The organism is Paenibacillus sp. FSL P4-0081 (genome assembly GCF_000758565.1).
Lineage (GTDB): Bacteria > Bacillota > Bacilli > Paenibacillales > Paenibacillaceae > Paenibacillus_AQ > Paenibacillus_AQ phytohabitans.
In genome coordinates this window covers 6,918,259-6,934,347 of record NZ_CP009280.1, presented here as the reverse complement: position 1 = coordinate 6,934,347, position 16,089 = coordinate 6,918,259, and the positions used below count along the sequence as shown (strand labels likewise).

Annotated in this window: 12 protein-coding genes and 1 tRNA gene; 8 read left to right on the top strand and 5 right to left on the bottom strand. The window is 53.4% G+C overall.

Features of this window, described 5'->3' with window-relative positions:
- The first annotated feature begins 17 nt into the window (after nucleotides 1-17).
- Entirely contained in the window at nucleotides 18-1,901 is a 1,884-nt protein-coding gene (locus tag P40081_RS29440) for a FapA family protein (RefSeq protein WP_042139672.1), read from the top strand.
- A gap of 581 nt (nucleotides 1,902-2,482) precedes the next feature.
- On the opposite strand, the gene P40081_RS29430 is transcribed toward P40081_RS29440, so the two are convergent.
- Nucleotides 2,483-2,556 (bottom strand) — tRNA-Arg (locus P40081_RS29430).
- Between the two features lie 150 nt (nucleotides 2,557-2,706).
- Between P40081_RS29430 and P40081_RS29425 the strand changes: the two genes are divergently transcribed.
- From P40081_RS29425 to ispG, 5 genes are all read left to right on the top strand, one after another.
- Complete coding sequence (locus P40081_RS29425) at nucleotides 2,707-3,636, top strand: hypothetical protein (RefSeq protein WP_042139669.1); 930 nt, start codon at nucleotides 2,707-2,709, stop codon at nucleotides 3,634-3,636.
- Between the two features lie 96 nt (nucleotides 3,637-3,732).
- Nucleotides 3,733-5,088: a trigger factor gene (gene tig, locus P40081_RS29420; protein WP_042139668.1), complete on the top strand. Its 1,356-nt coding sequence runs from the start codon at nucleotides 3,733-3,735 to the stop codon at nucleotides 5,086-5,088.
- 302 nt (nucleotides 5,089-5,390) lie between these two features.
- Nucleotides 5,391-5,981 carry an ATP-dependent Clp endopeptidase proteolytic subunit ClpP gene (clpP, locus tag P40081_RS29415; RefSeq protein WP_042139667.1) on the top strand — a complete coding sequence of 197 codons (591 nt, stop codon included), beginning with the start codon at nucleotides 5,391-5,393 and terminating at the stop codon, nucleotides 5,979-5,981.
- A 12-nt stretch (nucleotides 5,982-5,993) separates the two neighbouring features.
- Nucleotides 5,994-7,250, top strand: coding sequence for an ATP-dependent protease ATP-binding subunit ClpX (gene clpX / locus P40081_RS29410; RefSeq protein WP_042139666.1), 1,257 nt, complete (start codon nucleotides 5,994-5,996; stop codon nucleotides 7,248-7,250).
- A 128-nt stretch (nucleotides 7,251-7,378) separates the two neighbouring features.
- The gene (gene ispG, locus P40081_RS29405; protein ID WP_039296744.1) at nucleotides 7,379-8,524 is read left to right on the top strand and encodes a flavodoxin-dependent (E)-4-hydroxy-3-methylbut-2-enyl-diphosphate synthase; all 1,146 of its coding nucleotides are present in this window, start codon (nucleotides 7,379-7,381) and stop codon (nucleotides 8,522-8,524) included.
- 144 nt (nucleotides 8,525-8,668) lie between these two features.
- Here the strand turns inward: ispG and P40081_RS29400 are convergent, their stop codons facing one another.
- From P40081_RS29400 to P40081_RS29385, 4 genes are read right to left on the bottom strand one after another with little or no spacing between them, the layout of a single operon-like run.
- The gene (locus tag P40081_RS29400) at nucleotides 8,669-9,766 is read right to left on the bottom strand and encodes a GerAB/ArcD/ProY family transporter (protein ID WP_076248582.1); all 1,098 of its coding nucleotides are present in this window, start codon (nucleotides 9,764-9,766) and stop codon (nucleotides 8,669-8,671) included.
- 32 nt (nucleotides 9,767-9,798) lie between these two features.
- On the bottom strand, nucleotides 9,799-10,008 hold the full coding sequence (locus tag P40081_RS29395; protein ID WP_042139665.1) for a hypothetical protein: 210 nt from the start codon (nucleotides 10,006-10,008) through the stop codon (nucleotides 9,799-9,801).
- Nucleotides 10,005-11,213, bottom strand: coding sequence for a Ger(x)C family spore germination protein (locus P40081_RS29390; RefSeq protein ID WP_042139664.1), 1,209 nt, complete (start codon nucleotides 11,211-11,213; stop codon nucleotides 10,005-10,007). Before P40081_RS29390 ends, P40081_RS29395 begins: the two co-directional genes overlap by 4 nt.
- 39 nt (nucleotides 11,214-11,252) lie before the next feature.
- Nucleotides 11,253-12,722, bottom strand: a complete 1,470-nt coding sequence (locus P40081_RS29385; RefSeq protein ID WP_042139663.1) for a spore germination protein — start codon at nucleotides 12,720-12,722, stop codon at nucleotides 11,253-11,255.
- Between the two features lie 184 nt (nucleotides 12,723-12,906).
- On the opposite strand from P40081_RS29385, the gene lonB reads away from it, so the two are divergent.
- Together lonB and P40081_RS29375 are read left to right on the top strand one after the other, a co-directional pair.
- Nucleotides 12,907-14,616: an ATP-dependent protease LonB gene (lonB, locus tag P40081_RS29380; protein WP_042139662.1), complete on the top strand. Its 1,710-nt coding sequence runs from the start codon at nucleotides 12,907-12,909 to the stop codon at nucleotides 14,614-14,616.
- A 243-nt stretch (nucleotides 14,617-14,859) separates the two neighbouring features.
- The gene (locus P40081_RS29375; protein WP_042139661.1) at nucleotides 14,860-15,975 is read left to right on the top strand and encodes an IS110 family RNA-guided transposase; all 1,116 of its coding nucleotides are present in this window, start codon (nucleotides 14,860-14,862) and stop codon (nucleotides 15,973-15,975) included.
- The last annotated feature ends 114 nt before the right edge of the window (nucleotides 15,976-16,089 follow it).

Here is a 16,089-nt window from a genome sequence, read left to right as displayed (position 1 = left end):
AACAGGGGGTATGCCGAATGCCTGACCGTATGTCCGAGCAGGAACTGAATAAGCTGATTAATATGCTGGAGCTGTCGCAGGGTGACGGTGATATCGAGTTTGATATTTCATTTATGGTATCCGGTGACCCGGATCATGACCACGGGGGGCGGGTGCTGGTCCGGGCTGACAAAATCTTCGTACAGGACCCGCTGCCCGGCGGTTCGCCCGCAGTGATTATGGGAGTTCTTCCGGTTAATCTATATGTCAACGGCGAGCCGGTTTCCGGCCCGGCCGAGGTAACTACGGAGGATACTATAGAGTGGGAAATCTCGGAGCCGCCGCTGTATTCGATTACCGTGTCGGAGGATCGTCTGCTGGCTTTTTTCACCCTCCATTCCACGAAGAAATTCTCCTGGAAGCTGAATGATCATTTATCCGCCGGAATGGTGGAAGTAGACGCCGTGATGAATACGGAGAATGTTGTCGGAATTCTGGGCCTGAACCAGATTATTGCCGACTTTGAGCGCCGGGGAATCATTCAGAACCTGAATATCTCCGGAATTCATGCTGAACTGCAGAATCCCACTTATCAGCCAATTACCGCTGCCCAGGGCAGAGCGGCTGTGCCGGGGGAGAATGCGTATCTTGAACTGTTTTTCTCCGAGACGATTGAGAATGAATTCAACGAGATTGAAGGCCAGGTGGATTACCGCAGCCATCTGCGTATTCCTTCCGCGATCCGCGGTGAAGTGCTGGCGCGCAAAATTCCGGTTATCGAGGGGATTCCCGGCTATGACGTATATGGAGAGATTCTATATCCCCCGCAGCCTGCAGACCTTACGATTCTCGCCAAAAATAATACAGTCCTGCTGATCGGCAATGAAATCCGCGCCCTGCGTGAAGGCCGGCCCCGGGTGACCGGTGACCGGATCAAATATTTCGACATCTGCACGTCCTACATCGTACCCGGCAATGTGAACATTAAATCCGGCAATATTGTATTCTCCGGCGATGTCATTATACGGGGCGATGTCGAGGACAATATGATCATTGAGTCGCTGGGTAACGTCTATGTTGCCGGCAGCATCTATAACTCCACCATCACAGCCACCGGCAGTATTCTTGTCAAAGGCAATGTAGTGAACAGCAATCTGTACTCCGGGTATTTCGGCGTGATGTACAACCGGATCTACAACTGCTCCAAGCTGCTGATTGAAGAGACCAAGATCCTCCAGACCGCGGTCCGGATGCTGGTTCAGGCCGTCCAGGGGCGGAAGCAGAGCGTGAAGTACGGACAGGCTGTGCTGCTGCTGCTGGAGAGCAAGTTCCAGAAGATCCCGCAGCTGATCAAGGAGCTGCTCTCGGTGCTGGCAACGGTTCAGGCCTCTTACCATCAGGATCTGGAGCAGACGCTGCATTTCCTGAATCTGTTCCTGAAGCCGGCCCAGCTGGTGGATTATATGAGTGAAGCTTCGCTCAGCGGAGTGATCGGCATGCTGGAGGAGCTGCATATGGGTGTGGCCCGGATGCAGGAGACTAAGGTCGAGGTTAACATCGGCAAATGCCAGAACAGCACGCTGAAATCCAACGGCGATATCATCATCCACCGGGACGGGATTGTGCAGAGTGAGCTGTTCTCTTCGGGCAATATTACGTTTCTCAAAACATTCTCCGTCTGCCGCGGCTCCAAGCTGGAGGCCGGGGGCAGCATTTCTGCCTTTTATGTCGGCGGGGAGAGCGGCGCACAATCCTACCTCAAGGCCAAACAAAGCATCTCCGTCCGCAAAATGTACCTGGGCAAAGTCACCATTGACCGCTATACCGCAGACATCACCGAGCCGGTGGAGAACCTGGTCTTCAACGCCGAGAGTCTGCGGAGCATGAAGCTGTCAGCGGAGTCCGGGAGAGGGTTAGTGTAATATTAGAGCGTCCTGTATGCCTTGTGGCTGCGTGGGCGCTCTTTGTTTATGTTGCAGTGAGAAGTAGGGGCGAAGTGAAGGAGAGCGTCTGAGTGCAGGGATACGGGTGCGGGTGGCAGGGATGAAGCGAAGTGAGGGTAAGTGAAGGTAAGTGAAGGTAAGCGGCAGGATGATGCAAGTGTAGGGAGTAACAGGCAAGATAGAAGAAGCGGTGAGGAATAAGGTGAAGACGATGAGGGGCGCTGTAGACTGTATGCGAGGAAAAAGAGCATTCCAGGATATATGCGGACTCAGAAGCGCTTATATTGTAATTTGGAGCTCAGAATGAGGTGAAACGGGTTACTTAACGGAATCTGTGTCCGCATGGCCTGCGGAATGGCGCGATCCGCCCAAATAAGGGCCCTCCAGTCCGCAAGGGCCCCGCTATGTGCTGGCACGTACCGTCCCGGAAGAATACAGCCCATTCGGGCTGATTGCGAAGCAGATCCTAACGAAGCGTATGCTCCAACGTCCCCGTTGGCGCGAGGGTTCTCATCCTCCGGACGCACAAACAGCCTCCCCGAAGGGAGGCTGTTCTATGACGTCCCGGAAGGGATTCGAACCCCCGACCGTGCGCTTAGAAGGCGCATGCTCTATCCAACTGAGCTACCGGGACATGGTGCCTGACTGAAAAGCAAGCAAAAATTATGTTATCATACATAGATTATTTTTTCAACTTGTTTTTTTGAAACCGTACGGGGATATGCTATAATCAACAATTGATTAGGGTTCGGATGAAGAGGAACGGAGAAAAGGAGGTGCCCTCATGAATCAATTCAATTCCCCTGCCAAAGAGAATATCGTGCTGTTCCCGAAGACGCTGGATTATTATCAGATCCAGCTTACGGTAATGCTGGAAAGTGAACGTTACGGGGAAGCGATGGAACTGCTGCGTTTTCTGCTGCAGTGCCAAGGACAGGAAGAGCGGCACTACGAGGAGTGGCAGTCGCTGCTGGATTGGCTGGAGGCGGCGTTTCCCTACGCCGCACAGGGCGGGGATGCGGATGATGCCCCCTCTGCAGAAGAGCAGGATCTGAAGGAAGAGGATATGGCCCGGATTCTGGCCAAATCCAAGCTGGAGGAGGATGCGGATTATCCCGATAAGCTGCTGAAGCGGGTCATGAATGAGCCGCTGTCCGAAGCGACCGTGCTGGCGCTGGAGCAGCTCTCCTACCTGGAGGGAAGCCATGTAGATGAAGCGCTGACCGGCTGGCTGCAGCAGGCTGAGGTGCATCCGCTGCTGCAGTTCCGCACGCTGCAGACGCTCCGCCGCCGCGGGGCCCAGGGGGCGGTCAGGCTGAGCCGCGGCCACGAAGCCGCTGAGGTGGAGATCGAGGCTGTGCCGCTGCAGAATGACGAGTTCCCGCCGCAGGTAAGCCAGGTGCTGGAGCGGGTGGCGGAGCAGGCCGAGGTGCATGAGCCGACGCTGTACTATTTTGCCCAGGAGCTCTGGGGGCAGTTCATCATGTCGATTTATGGAACGAAGGAATACCGCGAGCTGCTGGACGGAGAGTATTCACTGCTGGATATTTGGGCCGGAGCCTTGCACCAGATGGTGTCGGAGAGCCTGAACGGAAACCGCAATGAAGAGGAAACACGGAGTATGTACGGGATCACGGACAGCATGCGCTTTCAATTCGAAGCGGCCTACCGTTCGCTCAAAGGATTTGTAAAGAGTTCTCTACTTGATAAATAAAGTAATGTTGTATATAATATAATGGTTATTCTGTGCGTGAATTGTATGACTTTTTTTAAGTAAACATGTAACCAATTTTGGAGGGAAAAGTATATTATGAAAGCAACCTGGGAAAAAATAGAGAAGAACCTTGGAGTTCTTGAAGTCGAAGTAGAAGCAGACCGTGTAGCTGCAGCACTCGACAAAGCTTTTAATAAAGTGGTTAAGAAAGCAAACGTACCTGGATTCCGTAAAGGTAAAGTGCCGCGGCCGATTTTCGAATCCCGTTTTGGTGTGGAAAGCCTGTACCAGGATGCCATCGACATTCTTCTTCCTGAAGCTTATGGCGAAGCAGTTGAACAAACCGACATCTTCCCTGTAGACCGTCCTGAAGTAGACATCGAGCAATTCGCCAAAGGCCAGCCGTTCATCTTCAAAGCGAAGATCACTGTTAAGCCAGAAGTGAAGCTGGGCGAGTACAAAGGTCTGGAAGTTCCTGTACAGAAGGCTGAAGTAACTGATGAAGAGCTGGACGCTGAACTGACACGTCTGCAAGAGCGTCATGCTGAGCTTGTTGTAGTTGAAGATGAAGCAGCTGTTAACGGCGACATCACTGTGATCGACTTCGACGGTTCCGTTGACGGCGTTCCTTTCGAAGGCGGACAGGCTGAGCGTCATTCCCTCGAACTGGGAAGCAACTCCTTCATTCCGGGCTTCGAAGAGCAAGTAGTTGGCATGTCCACCGGAGACTTCAAAGATGTTGAAGTTACTTTCCCTGAGGCTTACCATGCTGCTGAGCTTGCCGGCAAAGTAGCTGTATTCAAAGTGAAGCTGCACGAAATCAAACGCAAACAGCTTCCTGCACTGGATGATGAATTCGCTAAGGATGTAAGTGAATTCGACACTCTGGAAGAATACAAGGCAGATCTGAAGGCACAGCTGGAATCCCGCAAACAGGAAGAACTCAAAGGCGTTCGCGAAACTGCAGTAGTTGATGCAGCTGCTGCTAATGCTGAAGTTGAAATTCCTGAAGCTATGATCGCCAGTGAAGTAGAGAACATGGTTCGTGATTTCGACACCCGTCTTCGCCAGCAGGGCATGAACATGGATATGTTCCTCAGCTTCTCCGGCCAGACACGTGAAGACCTGCAGGAACAGATGAAGGGCGATGCCGAGAAGCGCGTTCGCAACAACCTTGTTCTGGAAGTCATCGCTAAGGAAGAGAAGATCGAAGTTTCCGAAGAGGAAGTTACTCAAGAGCTTGCTACTATGGCAGAAGCTTACAAACGTACTCCTGAAGAAATCCGCAGCATTCTGGCGGCCAATGGTTCCCTGAGCAGCCTGAGTGACGAAATTTCGCTGCGCAAGACTATTGAGTTCCTCGTTAGCAATAGCGTAGAAGTTGATGCTCCGGCTCCTGTTGTAGAAGCGCCCGTTGAAGAAACGGCTGCAGAAGAAGCAAGCGCTGAGTAGTCATCTGCTGAGTAGTCTTCTTTAGAAATTTTACCTAGCACGGCCATTTCCATTAGGCCTCCATAAAGAGCAGATAAGGCACGTAAGTTTTTGTTACGTGCCTTATTTTTATCGGGGCGGACGTTATGTGAGTACATACCACGAATCAAGAATTGGCATTGCCCGCGGAATTGCGATATAATGGCATGCACATGAGCAGTGCGGTTAAGAGCAGCAGTGAATAAATGACATCCCGCTTTGAACGTGTTAAAATATTTCTGAAACGGAAAGACTAATCTGTATAGAGAAAAGAGGTTGGTGGCATGAGTCTGGTACCAATGGTTGTGGAAACGACAAGTCGGGGAGAACGCTCATACGATATCTATTCGAGATTGCTCAAGGATCGCATCATCTTCCTAAGCAGTGCGATTGACGATGATGTCGCCAATCTGGTTATTGCCCAGTTATTGTTCCTGGCAGCAGATGACCCCGAAAAAGACATTCACTTGTACCTCAACTCGCCCGGTGGTTCTGTCACAGCCGGCATGGGTATATATGATACGATGCAATATATCAAACCGGATGTTTCAACGATTTGTGTAGGGATGGCTGCCAGTATGGGATCATTGCTCCTTACAGCTGGAGCGCCTGGCAAGAGATTTGCGCTGACCAACAGCGAGGTTATGATTCATCAACCGCTTGGCGGCGTTCAGGGGCAGGCATCCGATATCTGGATCCATACCGACTGGATTCTGAAGACGAAGGCGAAGCTGAATCAGATTTATGTAGAGCGCACAGGTCAGCCCCTTGACAAAATCGAACGGGATACGGACCGCGATAACTTCATGAGCGCGGAAGAAGCGAAGGAATACGGGCTCATTGACCAGGTACTCTCTTCACCGATCATATCTTAAAGGGGTGGTAAGATGTTTAAATTTAATGATGAAAAAGGGCAACTGAAATGTTCTTTTTGCGGCAAATCGCAAGAGCAGGTTCGTAAGCTGGTAGCAGGACCTGGCGTTTATATATGTGACGAATGCATCGAGCTGTGCACGGAAATCGTGGAAGAGGAGCTCGGTCACGAAGAAGAACTGGATATGAAGGATATTCCGAAACCGAAGGAAATCCGCGATATTCTGGATCAATACGTAATCGGCCAGGAGCAGGCGAAGAAATCGCTCTCCGTTGCCGTATACAATCACTACAAGCGTGTGAACAGCCAGAGCAAGATTGAAGATGTGGAGCTGACGAAGAGCAACATCCTGCTGCTCGGACCTACAGGCTCGGGTAAGACCCTCTTGGCGCAGACGATGGCGAAGATCATCAACGTTCCTTTTGCCATTGCAGATGCCACTTCCCTTACGGAAGCAGGTTATGTCGGTGAAGACGTTGAGAACATCCTCCTGAAGCTGATTCAAGCGGCTGATTATGATGTGGAGAAGGCCGAACGCGGCATTATCTATATAGACGAAATTGACAAGGTAGCACGTAAATCCGAGAACCCGTCCATTACCCGTGACGTTTCCGGTGAAGGCGTACAGCAGGCTCTGCTGAAGATCCTGGAAGGTACAGTGGCTTCTGTTCCACCGCAAGGCGGACGTAAGCATCCTCATCAGGAATTCATCCAGATCGATACCACGAACATTCTGTTCATCGTAGGCGGTGCTTTTGACGGCCTGGAGCAAATGATCAAACGCCGTATCGGCAAAAAAGTCATCGGCTTCAACGCAGGGGCTGAAGGTCAGAAGGATCTCAAAGCCGGCGAATACCTCTCCATGGTATTGCCTGAGGATCTGCTCAAGTTCGGCCTCATTCCTGAGTTTGTCGGCCGTCTGCCGGTCATCTCGACCTTGGAGCCGCTTGATGAGAACACACTGGTACGTATCCTCTCCGAGCCGAAGAACGCGCTCGTGAAGCAGTACATTAAGCTGCTCGAGATGGATAATGTAGCGCTGAAGTTTGAACCGCTTGCCCTGGAAGCTATTGCCAAGGAAGCGATCAAACGCAACACCGGTGCCCGCGGACTGCGTGCAATCATCGAGAGCATTATGCTCGACGTGATGTATGAGGTTCCTTCGCGTGATGACATCAAGGATTGTGTCATTACCGAGAAGGTTGTCCAGGAGAAGTCCCTGCCGGAGCTTAGTCTCAAAAAGGATAAGAAAAAAGAAGAAAGTGCGTAAGCAATGAGTAATCATCTGCTTAGTGCAGCTTAACAATACAATTCAGGGTCTCCACTTTCTCCCGCACACCCCGCAGTACCTGCGGGAGCGGAGAGGGTGGAGCTTTGATCGTTATGGGGGAGAAAACCATGTTCCTGAGACACCAGACCCGTCCCGTCAATGTCGGCGGGGTTATTATTGGGGGAAACAACGAGGTTGCTATCCAAAGCATGTGTACGACCAAAACCGCCGATGTGGAAGCGACCGTAGCCGAGATTCTGCGGCTGGAGGAAGCCGGATGCCAGCTCGTGCGTGTGACGGTTAATAATGAAGAAGCGGCGGCGGCAATTAAGGAAATCAAGAAACAGATTCATATCCCGCTGGTAGCGGATATTCATTTCAACTATAAGCTGGCCCTGCTGGCGATTGAGAACGGCATCGACAAGGTGCGGATCAATCCCGGCAATATTGGACGCCGCGATAAGGTGGAAGCTGTAGTTAAAGCCTGCAAGGATAAAGGGATTCCAATCCGTATCGGGGTTAATGCCGGTTCCCTGGAGACGCATTTGCTGGAGAAATACGGCTATCCTACACCGGAAGCTATGGTGGAGAGTGCCCTGTACCATATCGGAATTCTCGAAGAGCTGGATTTCCATGATATTATCGTATCGCTGAAGGCATCCGATGTGCCGATGGCCATTGAAGCCTACCGCAAAGCGGCGGAGGTTATTCCGTACCCGCTGCATCTGGGGATTACCGAGTCCGGTACACTGTTCGCAGGAACCGTGAAGAGCTCCGCCGGGATTGGTGCGCTGCTCTCCATGGGGATCGGCAGCACGGTACGTATCTCACTGAGTGCTGATCCGGTAGAAGAGGTGAAGGTGGCACGTGAGCTGCTCAAGACCTTTGGTCTGATCTCGAACGCGGCTACACTGATCTCCTGCCCGACCTGCGGACGCCTGGACATTGATCTCTTCTCTATCGCCAATGAAGTAGAAGAGTACATCTCCAAGCTGAAGGTGCCGATTAAGGTATCTGTACTGGGCTGCGCAGTGAACGGGCCGGGTGAAGCAAGGGAAGCCGATATCGGCATCGCCGGCGCACGCGGGGAAGGTCTGCTGTTCCGTTACGGCAAGATGATCCGTAAGGTTCCTGAGGCAGAGCTGGTCTCCGAGCTGAAGAAGGAAATTGACATCATTGTGGCGCATTTTGAAGAAACGGGTGAGATTCCCGGCCGCAAGCATGCGGGACTGGCTCCGGCTGTAGTTGTTGGTAACCCAGAGGGCAGCAATTAACTGAACTGATTCTATCGCATCCTATCCTAATAGCAACTATGTTTATATACATGAAGCGCCCCGCTGCAGAGGTCTGGTTCGTTCAGACCGACTGCGGCGGGGCGCTTTTTAATAGCTAAGAATTTAGATGTTTTGGGGGTTATTTTATGTTCTTTTCCGGAAAACAACCTTCTTCAGCAGGGTTAGAACGTAGATCATGAACGGGATCAGCAGGAGGAAAATGAACGAGAATTTCCCCCATACCGTTCCGATAATGTCATTGACGTAGACGGTGTTGATATATGTATTCCAGGCGATGATGAGGAACAATACGGCCAACGGGTAGATCAGATGCTGTGGAGCTTTGAGCCCGAAGACCGTTTGGATACCCTTCAGGATGGAGAGGTAGAGCAGCGAAATTTTGATGAAAAAGGTTAATATCCAGATGGTGATCAGTAATCCTTCGACGCGCTGCAGAATGTTCCCGATATTGATCGTTTTGGCCAAGGCGTAAGCAGGGAAGGTGCTATTCTCGGTCTGCTCAATGCCAAGCACCAGAATGCTGAGCAGTACAATAAGGAGCAGCACGATACCGCCGGTCAGAGTGCCCCACAAGAAGGCCTTCTCCCCGCTTTTTCGCTTATGGACCAGGGGCAGGAACGTCATCATCACAATCAGCTCCTGAAACATGGCGGCCTGAAAACCGGCCTGGAAAACGGGACCTGTGCCTCCCTCCAACACAGGCTTGATATGATTCCATTCAATCTGGGGGATCAGCGTGAGGACAAGGATCAGGAACAGAAATAATACCCAGGGAAACAGCAGCTCCCCCAATCTGGCGAGTATGACAACCCCCATGCCGGCACTCATAACCGCAGCAATCAGGAACACAATCTGGACGGCCTCAATCGGCGTTTCCGGCATAATCTCACTCGACATGAAGAATCCAAGGTCACCCAGCAGAGTGCCGGTGAGAATGAGGAAATAGAACAGATACAGCAGTGAAATTATTTTACCGGGCCATTTACCGAAGGCAGCTTCGTGAATTTCAAAGAGATGTTTGCCGGGGTGAAGCCGTGCGATGAATAGATACAGCACCACCATGACCAGGTTGATCATAAGGCTGCAGAGCGAGGCGATCCAGGCATCTTCTCTGGCGGTATGCGCAAGTCCGCTCGGGATGACCAGAATAGAGGTGCCGATGGTTAAACCGAATGTCATAATGTAGAACTGCCTCGCGGCAATACCGGTACGGCTTTTCACCTCTATCTCACATCCTTTCCGCAAAAAAATATTCAGGACAGCAGCTCCATTATGCTGCGAACCCAGTCAAGCGGCCTAAGCTGGGGCAGATCCGCCTTATCTGCGAGAGTAACTATGACAGTCAGAGCCCAGATGCCATAGAAAGCAGCGGTATCCCGGGCGGAACGGAGCCTAAGAACGCCGGGTGTCTTCAGGAAGAGTACAAACAGCAGGAAGAACAGTAGCAGCAGACTCCAGTTCATTTCTCCTCGAGCTCCCTTTTGAGCGGCTGTATGACCGAGCCGATGCGCCGGACCGCCACCTTGGAATGAACATCAATCTTAACGGTCTTGAAGGTGTCCGCCCAATGGTCGCGGTAATCCTTCCACAGCTTCGGATATTTGCGGTGCAGCGCTTCTCCGAAGCCGAAGATATCCGAGTTATATTTCTGCTGGATCTCCCGGATATCACTGGCCATTCTGTCGTCGAAGCGTTTCTCCAGATTCTTCTCAATGCCCTCAATGCTGGACGGCTTGTTCAGATCTAGGGTTCCTTCCACTGTCGTCAGATTCGCTTCTATATTCAGCCGCACCGTGAATTCGGGTTTGGCCTGGTCATTCAGCTTGATATCCATCGAAGTGTCTGCCCGGTAAACAATGAAGCCTACGGTTCCGCCATCCGGGCCGGGGACATTTCCAACCGTTGAGTCTACATCGTTCAGCGTATAATTAACACTCTTGCTGAGCGGTTCGCCCAGCCAGCCGACCAGCTTGTCTTTTTTGAACACGGCGATGCCGGCATGCTGGATCAGGGCCTTCGGGCTGATGCTCTGCACATTTTTGGCGGACTCCCCGTCCTCCAGATCTCCTTTTAACTGTACTCCCGACATGATCGGGTTCGAGCCGCCGCGCTCCAGCTCGGTAATGAACTGCTGCAGGGTTACCTTCCCGGTCGCTGCCCATTTCTTATGGGAGACGAGAATGGAAGAATACAGGGAGTTCGCCGGAATATGCTCGAAAGGTGTGATAATCTCCAGGATCTTCGAAGCTTTCGAGTTCTTGGCTACCAGCAGGTAGAAATCGGTACGAAGATCATGGTCGCGTGAGATGAAGTCCAGCGCATCGCTGACCCCGCTGCGGGCCAGTTCTTCCCCAAAGACAAGCACACGGATATGGGCCAGATACAGCATACGGGGAGTCATGCCCAGCATCCGCTGCAGCGCATCGGGGACGGTACGGCCTACGGATTTGTAGGTTACGACAGGCAGGCTTCCTGAGGAGGCTCCCTTCTGGTTACCGGCCTCGCTGGGATTCATAACCTGGACGGTGACCGCATACCCCTCCGGAACCAGATCAATGCCAAGCGCCATGACCAGAGCGAGATCATTCAGTTCTTTGCGGCTCCAGCATCCGGTAAGTGACATGAGACTTAGAATCAGGAGGATCGTAAGGGCACGTCTTCCCCGCATTAGGCAGCGTTCCTTTCGTTATAGATTCACAGGCAACCTCTAGTTTCGTCCAAAAAACTTCTTCATGCTGCGCCGCGAGACGCGGATGAAGGTGTCCCGCTGGCTCTGCCAGCGCATAGGCGCGAAGGAGGTCATGTAAGGGACGCCTACCGATTCCAGGCTGCACAGATGCAGGCCCAGAATAATCATCGCGATAATCATCCCGTACAGGCCGAAGGAGGCGGCAATCGCCATTAGCACGAAACGCAGCATCCGCACAGAAATGCCGACATTGAAGGCCGGTAATGCGAAATTAGCGATCGCTGTGATCGACACTACGATGACCATGGCTGCTGAGACCAGCCCCGCATCAACCGCTGCCTGACCGATAACCAGGGTTCCGACGATAGACACGGACTGGCCGATGGATTTGGGCAGCCGGATACCGGCCTCGCGCAGAATCTCGAAGGTAATCTCCATGATGAAGGCTTCAAGGAATGCCGGAAAAGGAATCCCCTCGCGCTGCCCGATCAGGCTGATCAGCAGTGTGGTCGGAATCATCTCCTGATGAAAAGTAGTGATGGCGATATAGAAGGAAGGGGTCAGCAGAGCAATGGCGAAACAAAAAAATCGCAGCAGCCGCACCAGACTGGCGAAATCGCTCCGCTGGTAGTAGTCCTCACTGGATTGAAAGAATTGCACCAGCAGTGCGGGAACCACAAGCACAAACGGAGTCCCTTCCACCAGAATGGCGATCCGCCCTTCCAGCAGTGCCGATGCCGTGACATCCGGACGCTCGGTATTATAGACGGTCGGGAAAGGGCTGTAGCGCTTGTCCTGAATCATCTCCTCGATATAATTGCTCTCCAGTACGCTATCCAGCCTGGCATCATCCAGCCGTCTGCGCAGCTCCTCCAGTACGACGGGATCGGCATTGCCTTCAATGTACATCACCGCGACATCCGTCTGGGTCTGCTCCCCCAGCTTGCGTGACTCGATCCGCAGCTTCGGGTTCTGGATGCGCCTGCGGACCAGAGCGGTATTCTCCCGCAGGGATTCGGTGAAGCCTTCTCGGGGCCCGCGGACTACCGACTGGGAGACCGCATCCTCCACCGCACGCTGCTTGAGAGCCTCTGTACCGGCAGACAGCGCCGTAACGCTGCCTTCAATGAAGAGAATCGTGTTGCCCGCCAGAATTTCCGTCTCAACCTCTGTATAGTTGCTGATCTCTCCAACCTTGCCCAGGGTAAGCGTCCGTTCCTGCAGCAGCTTGAGGCAGGTTACCGGCGTGAATTCGTCCAGTTCATGGAACAGGCCGGCATCCTCGTGAACCGCTTGAATGAGAGACTGCGGATCAGACAGGCCTTCAATAAAGACAAGCACAGCGGACAAAGGGCCAAGTGTGATGAACCGGTAGATGATATCTGTACTTTTGCCCAGGCGGACTTGCATTCCCTCTATAAAAACGGACAGAGATTCCGGCAGCTTCTCCTGCGGTGATCCTGCATTTTCCAGCTGCGTCATGTGCATTCGCCTCCTGTTATCCGGTATAGTCTTTCCGTTTATGGGAATCGTATGCAATCTGCGGGCCGGGAAGGGTGCAGGAGTCTTCTGTTTTTTTGGCACAGGCGTTTATGAATGATTGAAACGGCTATACTACCTAGTAGTAGTTAAATACTGGACAGGCAGACGGAAGGAAACAGGAGGGTGTGCTATGCAACTAAGTATATTGCTGATGATCGTGCAGCTCTTTTTCGCGCTGGTCATCGGCGTTTATTTTTGGAATCTGCTGCGTGGACAGAAGACCAACAAGACGGCGGTAGACCGGGAATCGCGCAAGGAGCTGGATAAGCTGCGCAAGATGCGGATGATCTCTCTGACCAAGCCGCTCTCAGAAAAAACACGTCCGGCCTCCATCGATGATATCGTCGGACAGAAGGACGGGCTGCGCGCACTTAAGGCCGCGCTCTGCAGTGCCAATCCGCAGCATGTTATTATCTACGGGCCGCCTGGTGTGGGCAAGACAGCCGCTGCGCGTGTGGTCATGGAGGAAGCGAAGAAGAATGCGCTGTCCCCGTTCAAGCGCGATGCCAAATTCACAGAGATCGATGCCACTACCGCGCGCTTCGATGAGCGCGGGATTGCCGATCCGCTCATCGGATCGGTGCATGATCCAATCTATCAGGGTGCGGGGGCCATGGGGGTGGCCGGAGTTCCGCAGCCGAAGCCGGGAGCGGTAACCAAGGCGCATGGCGGGATTCTGTTCCTGGATGAGATCGGGGAGCTGCATCCGATTCAGATGAACAAGCTGCTGAAGGTACTGGAGGACCGCAAGGTGCTGCTGGAGAGTGCGTACTATAATTCAGAAGACAGCAACACACCGGCGTATATCCATGATATCTTCCAGAACGGCCTGCCCGCCGATTTCCGGCTGGTTGGTGCAACGACACGTTCGCCGGATGAAATCTCGCCTGCGCTCCGTTCGCGCTGCATGGAGATCTATTTCCGGCCGCTGCTGCCGGAGGAGATTGCGGTGATCGGACGGGATGCCGTCCAGAAGGTCGGGCTGAAGCCAAGCCCCGAAGCGGTGGAAGTGGTGCAGCAATATGCCACGAACGGCCGCGAGGCCGTGAATATGATCCAGCTGGCCGCCGGATTGGCCCTGACCGAAGGCCGGGATACCCTGAGCGCTGCCGAAGTGGAATGGGTCGCGGGCAGCAGCCAGCTGCCGCTGCGGACGGAGCGCAAGATTCCGACGTCTCCGCAGATCGGGCTGGTTAACGGCCTTGCCGTCTACGGGCCGGGCATGGGCACGCTGCTGGAGATTGAAGTCTCCGCCGCACCTGCTGCTAATGGACAAGGCCGACTGAATATAACCGGTGTAGTCGATGAAGAGGAGCTGCGCGGCGGCTCACGGACGACCCGGCGCAAGAGTATGGCCAGAGGCTCCATCGAGAACGTGCTGACCGTACTGCGTACGATGAAGCTGGACCCGGACCACTACGACCTGCACATTAACTTCCCCGGCGGCACGCCGATTGACGGCCCGTCCGCCGGAGTAGCCATGGCGGTCGCTATCGTCTCCGCCATACGGCAGCTGCCGGTGGATAATACGGTAGCGATTACCGGGGAGATCGGCATCCACGGCCGTGTGAAGCCGGTCGGCGGCGTGGTCGCCAAGGTCGAGGCCGCGTTCCAGGCCGGTGCAACCACCGTGCTGATCCCTAAGGAGAACTGGCAGTCGCTGTTCGCCGACCTCGGTCCCCTGCGGGTCATCCCGATGGACACCGTCGAAGAAGTCTTCCGCCATCTGTTCGGCGCGGATACGGCAGACGTGAGAATGCCTGCCGTGTCGGGCGAGACCTTCTCTTCGGCACCTTCCCTGCTGAAGGCGGATGCTTCCGGGGAGAGCTTGCCGGGATAGCAGCAGTCTATATGAAGAGGTCCCTCAGATCATATACTGGGGGACCTTTTTTTGCGAAATTTGCCGGAACGGTACCGGAGCTAGACCGGAAATAGATGGATTTTCTACACTTGCTGAGGAACGAATGAACCCTTCGGAAACAGCAGTTATGATGAACGAAAGGCAGCCCCTGTTCGCACACCTTAGGTTAAAATGGGAGTAAGGACAACCATTTCAGAGCTAAATGCGAAAGGAGCTGTTAGTATGAAGAATACCATAAAATACGTAGGTTTGGACGTGTCTAAAGAAAAAATTGCAGTGGCGATTGCAGACGAGGGACGGGACCCCGCACGGTATCACGGAGCGATTGCCCATACGCCAGATGCTGTAGGACGACTCATTCGGAAACTGAAAAGCCCGGAGGTTACTCTTGAAGTCTGCTATGAGGCGGGACCCACCGGGTATGATTTGTATCGCTGGCTGACCAAGATGGGAATTTCCTGCACGGTCATCGCCCCCTCACGTATTCCTCAGCGTTCAGGCGATGCCATTAAAACCGACCGGCGGGATGCAGAGCGGCTCGCTCAGCTCCACCGTGCGGGAGAATTGACGGCCATTCATGTACCCACTCCGGAACTCGAGGCTCTTCGGGATCTCATCCGAGCCCGGGAGAATGCTCGGGAAGAACTGCACCGGGCTCGGCAGCACCTCGTTCATTTTCTGTTACGGCACCAGATCCACACCCCGGAAGGGATGAAAAAACGCTGGACGAAACGATACCGGCTGTGGCTCTCTACCTTGACGTTTGAGCATACCGCGCAAGAACGGGTATTCACCGAGATGCAACAACAGTTGCGGGAGGTGGAGGAGCGCATTAAACGGCTAGAGGAGGCCATGCGGAAAGAAGCCGAAATCTGCCCGTACGCCTCTGTGATTCAAGCGCTCCAGGGTCTTCGGGGGATTGCCCTGCTCACGGCCATGACGCTCGTCGTTGAAATCGGGGATTTTGAGCGGTTCCGTTCGCCTGCGCAGCTGATGAGTTACCTGGGACTGGTTCCGCGGGAATCTTCTACAGGACCCAAGACAAGACGGGGCCGTCTGACTAAAACAGGAAATGCCTCCGTAAGGCGTGCTTTGGTGGAATCGGCCTGGAGTTACCGTTACCGCCCGGCGGTCAAAGGCGATTTAGAAAAGCGGTTAGAAGGGCAAAGTGCTCATGTCCAGGAAACGTCATGGAAGGCGCAGGAGAGATTGCACAAAAAATATGTGCAGATGGTCAAACGGGGAAAACACCGAAACTTGGTGATTGCAGCGGTGGGACGGGAGTTAGTCGGATTCATTTGGTGTATTGCGGTGAAAGCAGAAGCACAAATAGCCTAGTGTAGAACAACGGAAGGCCAGTCCCCAAAGGGTTGAATCCTTGGGGCATGGAGACAAAGAGAAAGGTTCGAGGAGAATCCACGAAATCCAACTGCACAAAACCCGGGTGGGTTT

Coding starts and splice junctions, on each gene's coding strand:
- P40081_RS29440 (WP_042139672.1), top strand. CDS start 18: ATGCCTGACCGTATGTCCGAGCAGGAACTGAATAAGCTGATTAATATG.
- P40081_RS29425 (WP_042139669.1), top strand. CDS start 2,707: ATGAATCAATTCAATTCCCCTGCCAAAGAGAATATCGTGCTGTTCCCG.
- tig (WP_042139668.1), top strand. CDS start 3,733: ATGAAAGCAACCTGGGAAAAAATAGAGAAGAACCTTGGAGTTCTTGAA.
- clpP (WP_042139667.1), top strand. CDS start 5,391: ATGAGTCTGGTACCAATGGTTGTGGAAACGACAAGTCGGGGAGAACGC.
- clpX (WP_042139666.1), top strand. CDS start 5,994: ATGTTTAAATTTAATGATGAAAAAGGGCAACTGAAATGTTCTTTTTGC.
- ispG (WP_039296744.1), top strand. CDS start 7,379: ATGTTCCTGAGACACCAGACCCGTCCCGTCAATGTCGGCGGGGTTATT.
- P40081_RS29395 (WP_042139665.1), bottom strand. CDS start 10,008: ATGAACTGGAGTCTGCTGCTACTGTTCTTCCTGCTGTTTGTACTCTTC.
- P40081_RS29390 (WP_042139664.1), bottom strand. CDS start 11,213: ATGCGGGGAAGACGTGCCCTTACGATCCTCCTGATTCTAAGTCTCATG.
- P40081_RS29385 (WP_042139663.1), bottom strand. CDS start 12,722: ATGCACATGACGCAGCTGGAAAATGCAGGATCACCGCAGGAGAAGCTG.
- lonB (WP_042139662.1), top strand. CDS start 12,907: ATGCAACTAAGTATATTGCTGATGATCGTGCAGCTCTTTTTCGCGCTG.
- P40081_RS29375 (WP_042139661.1), top strand. CDS start 14,860: ATGAAGAATACCATAAAATACGTAGGTTTGGACGTGTCTAAAGAAAAA.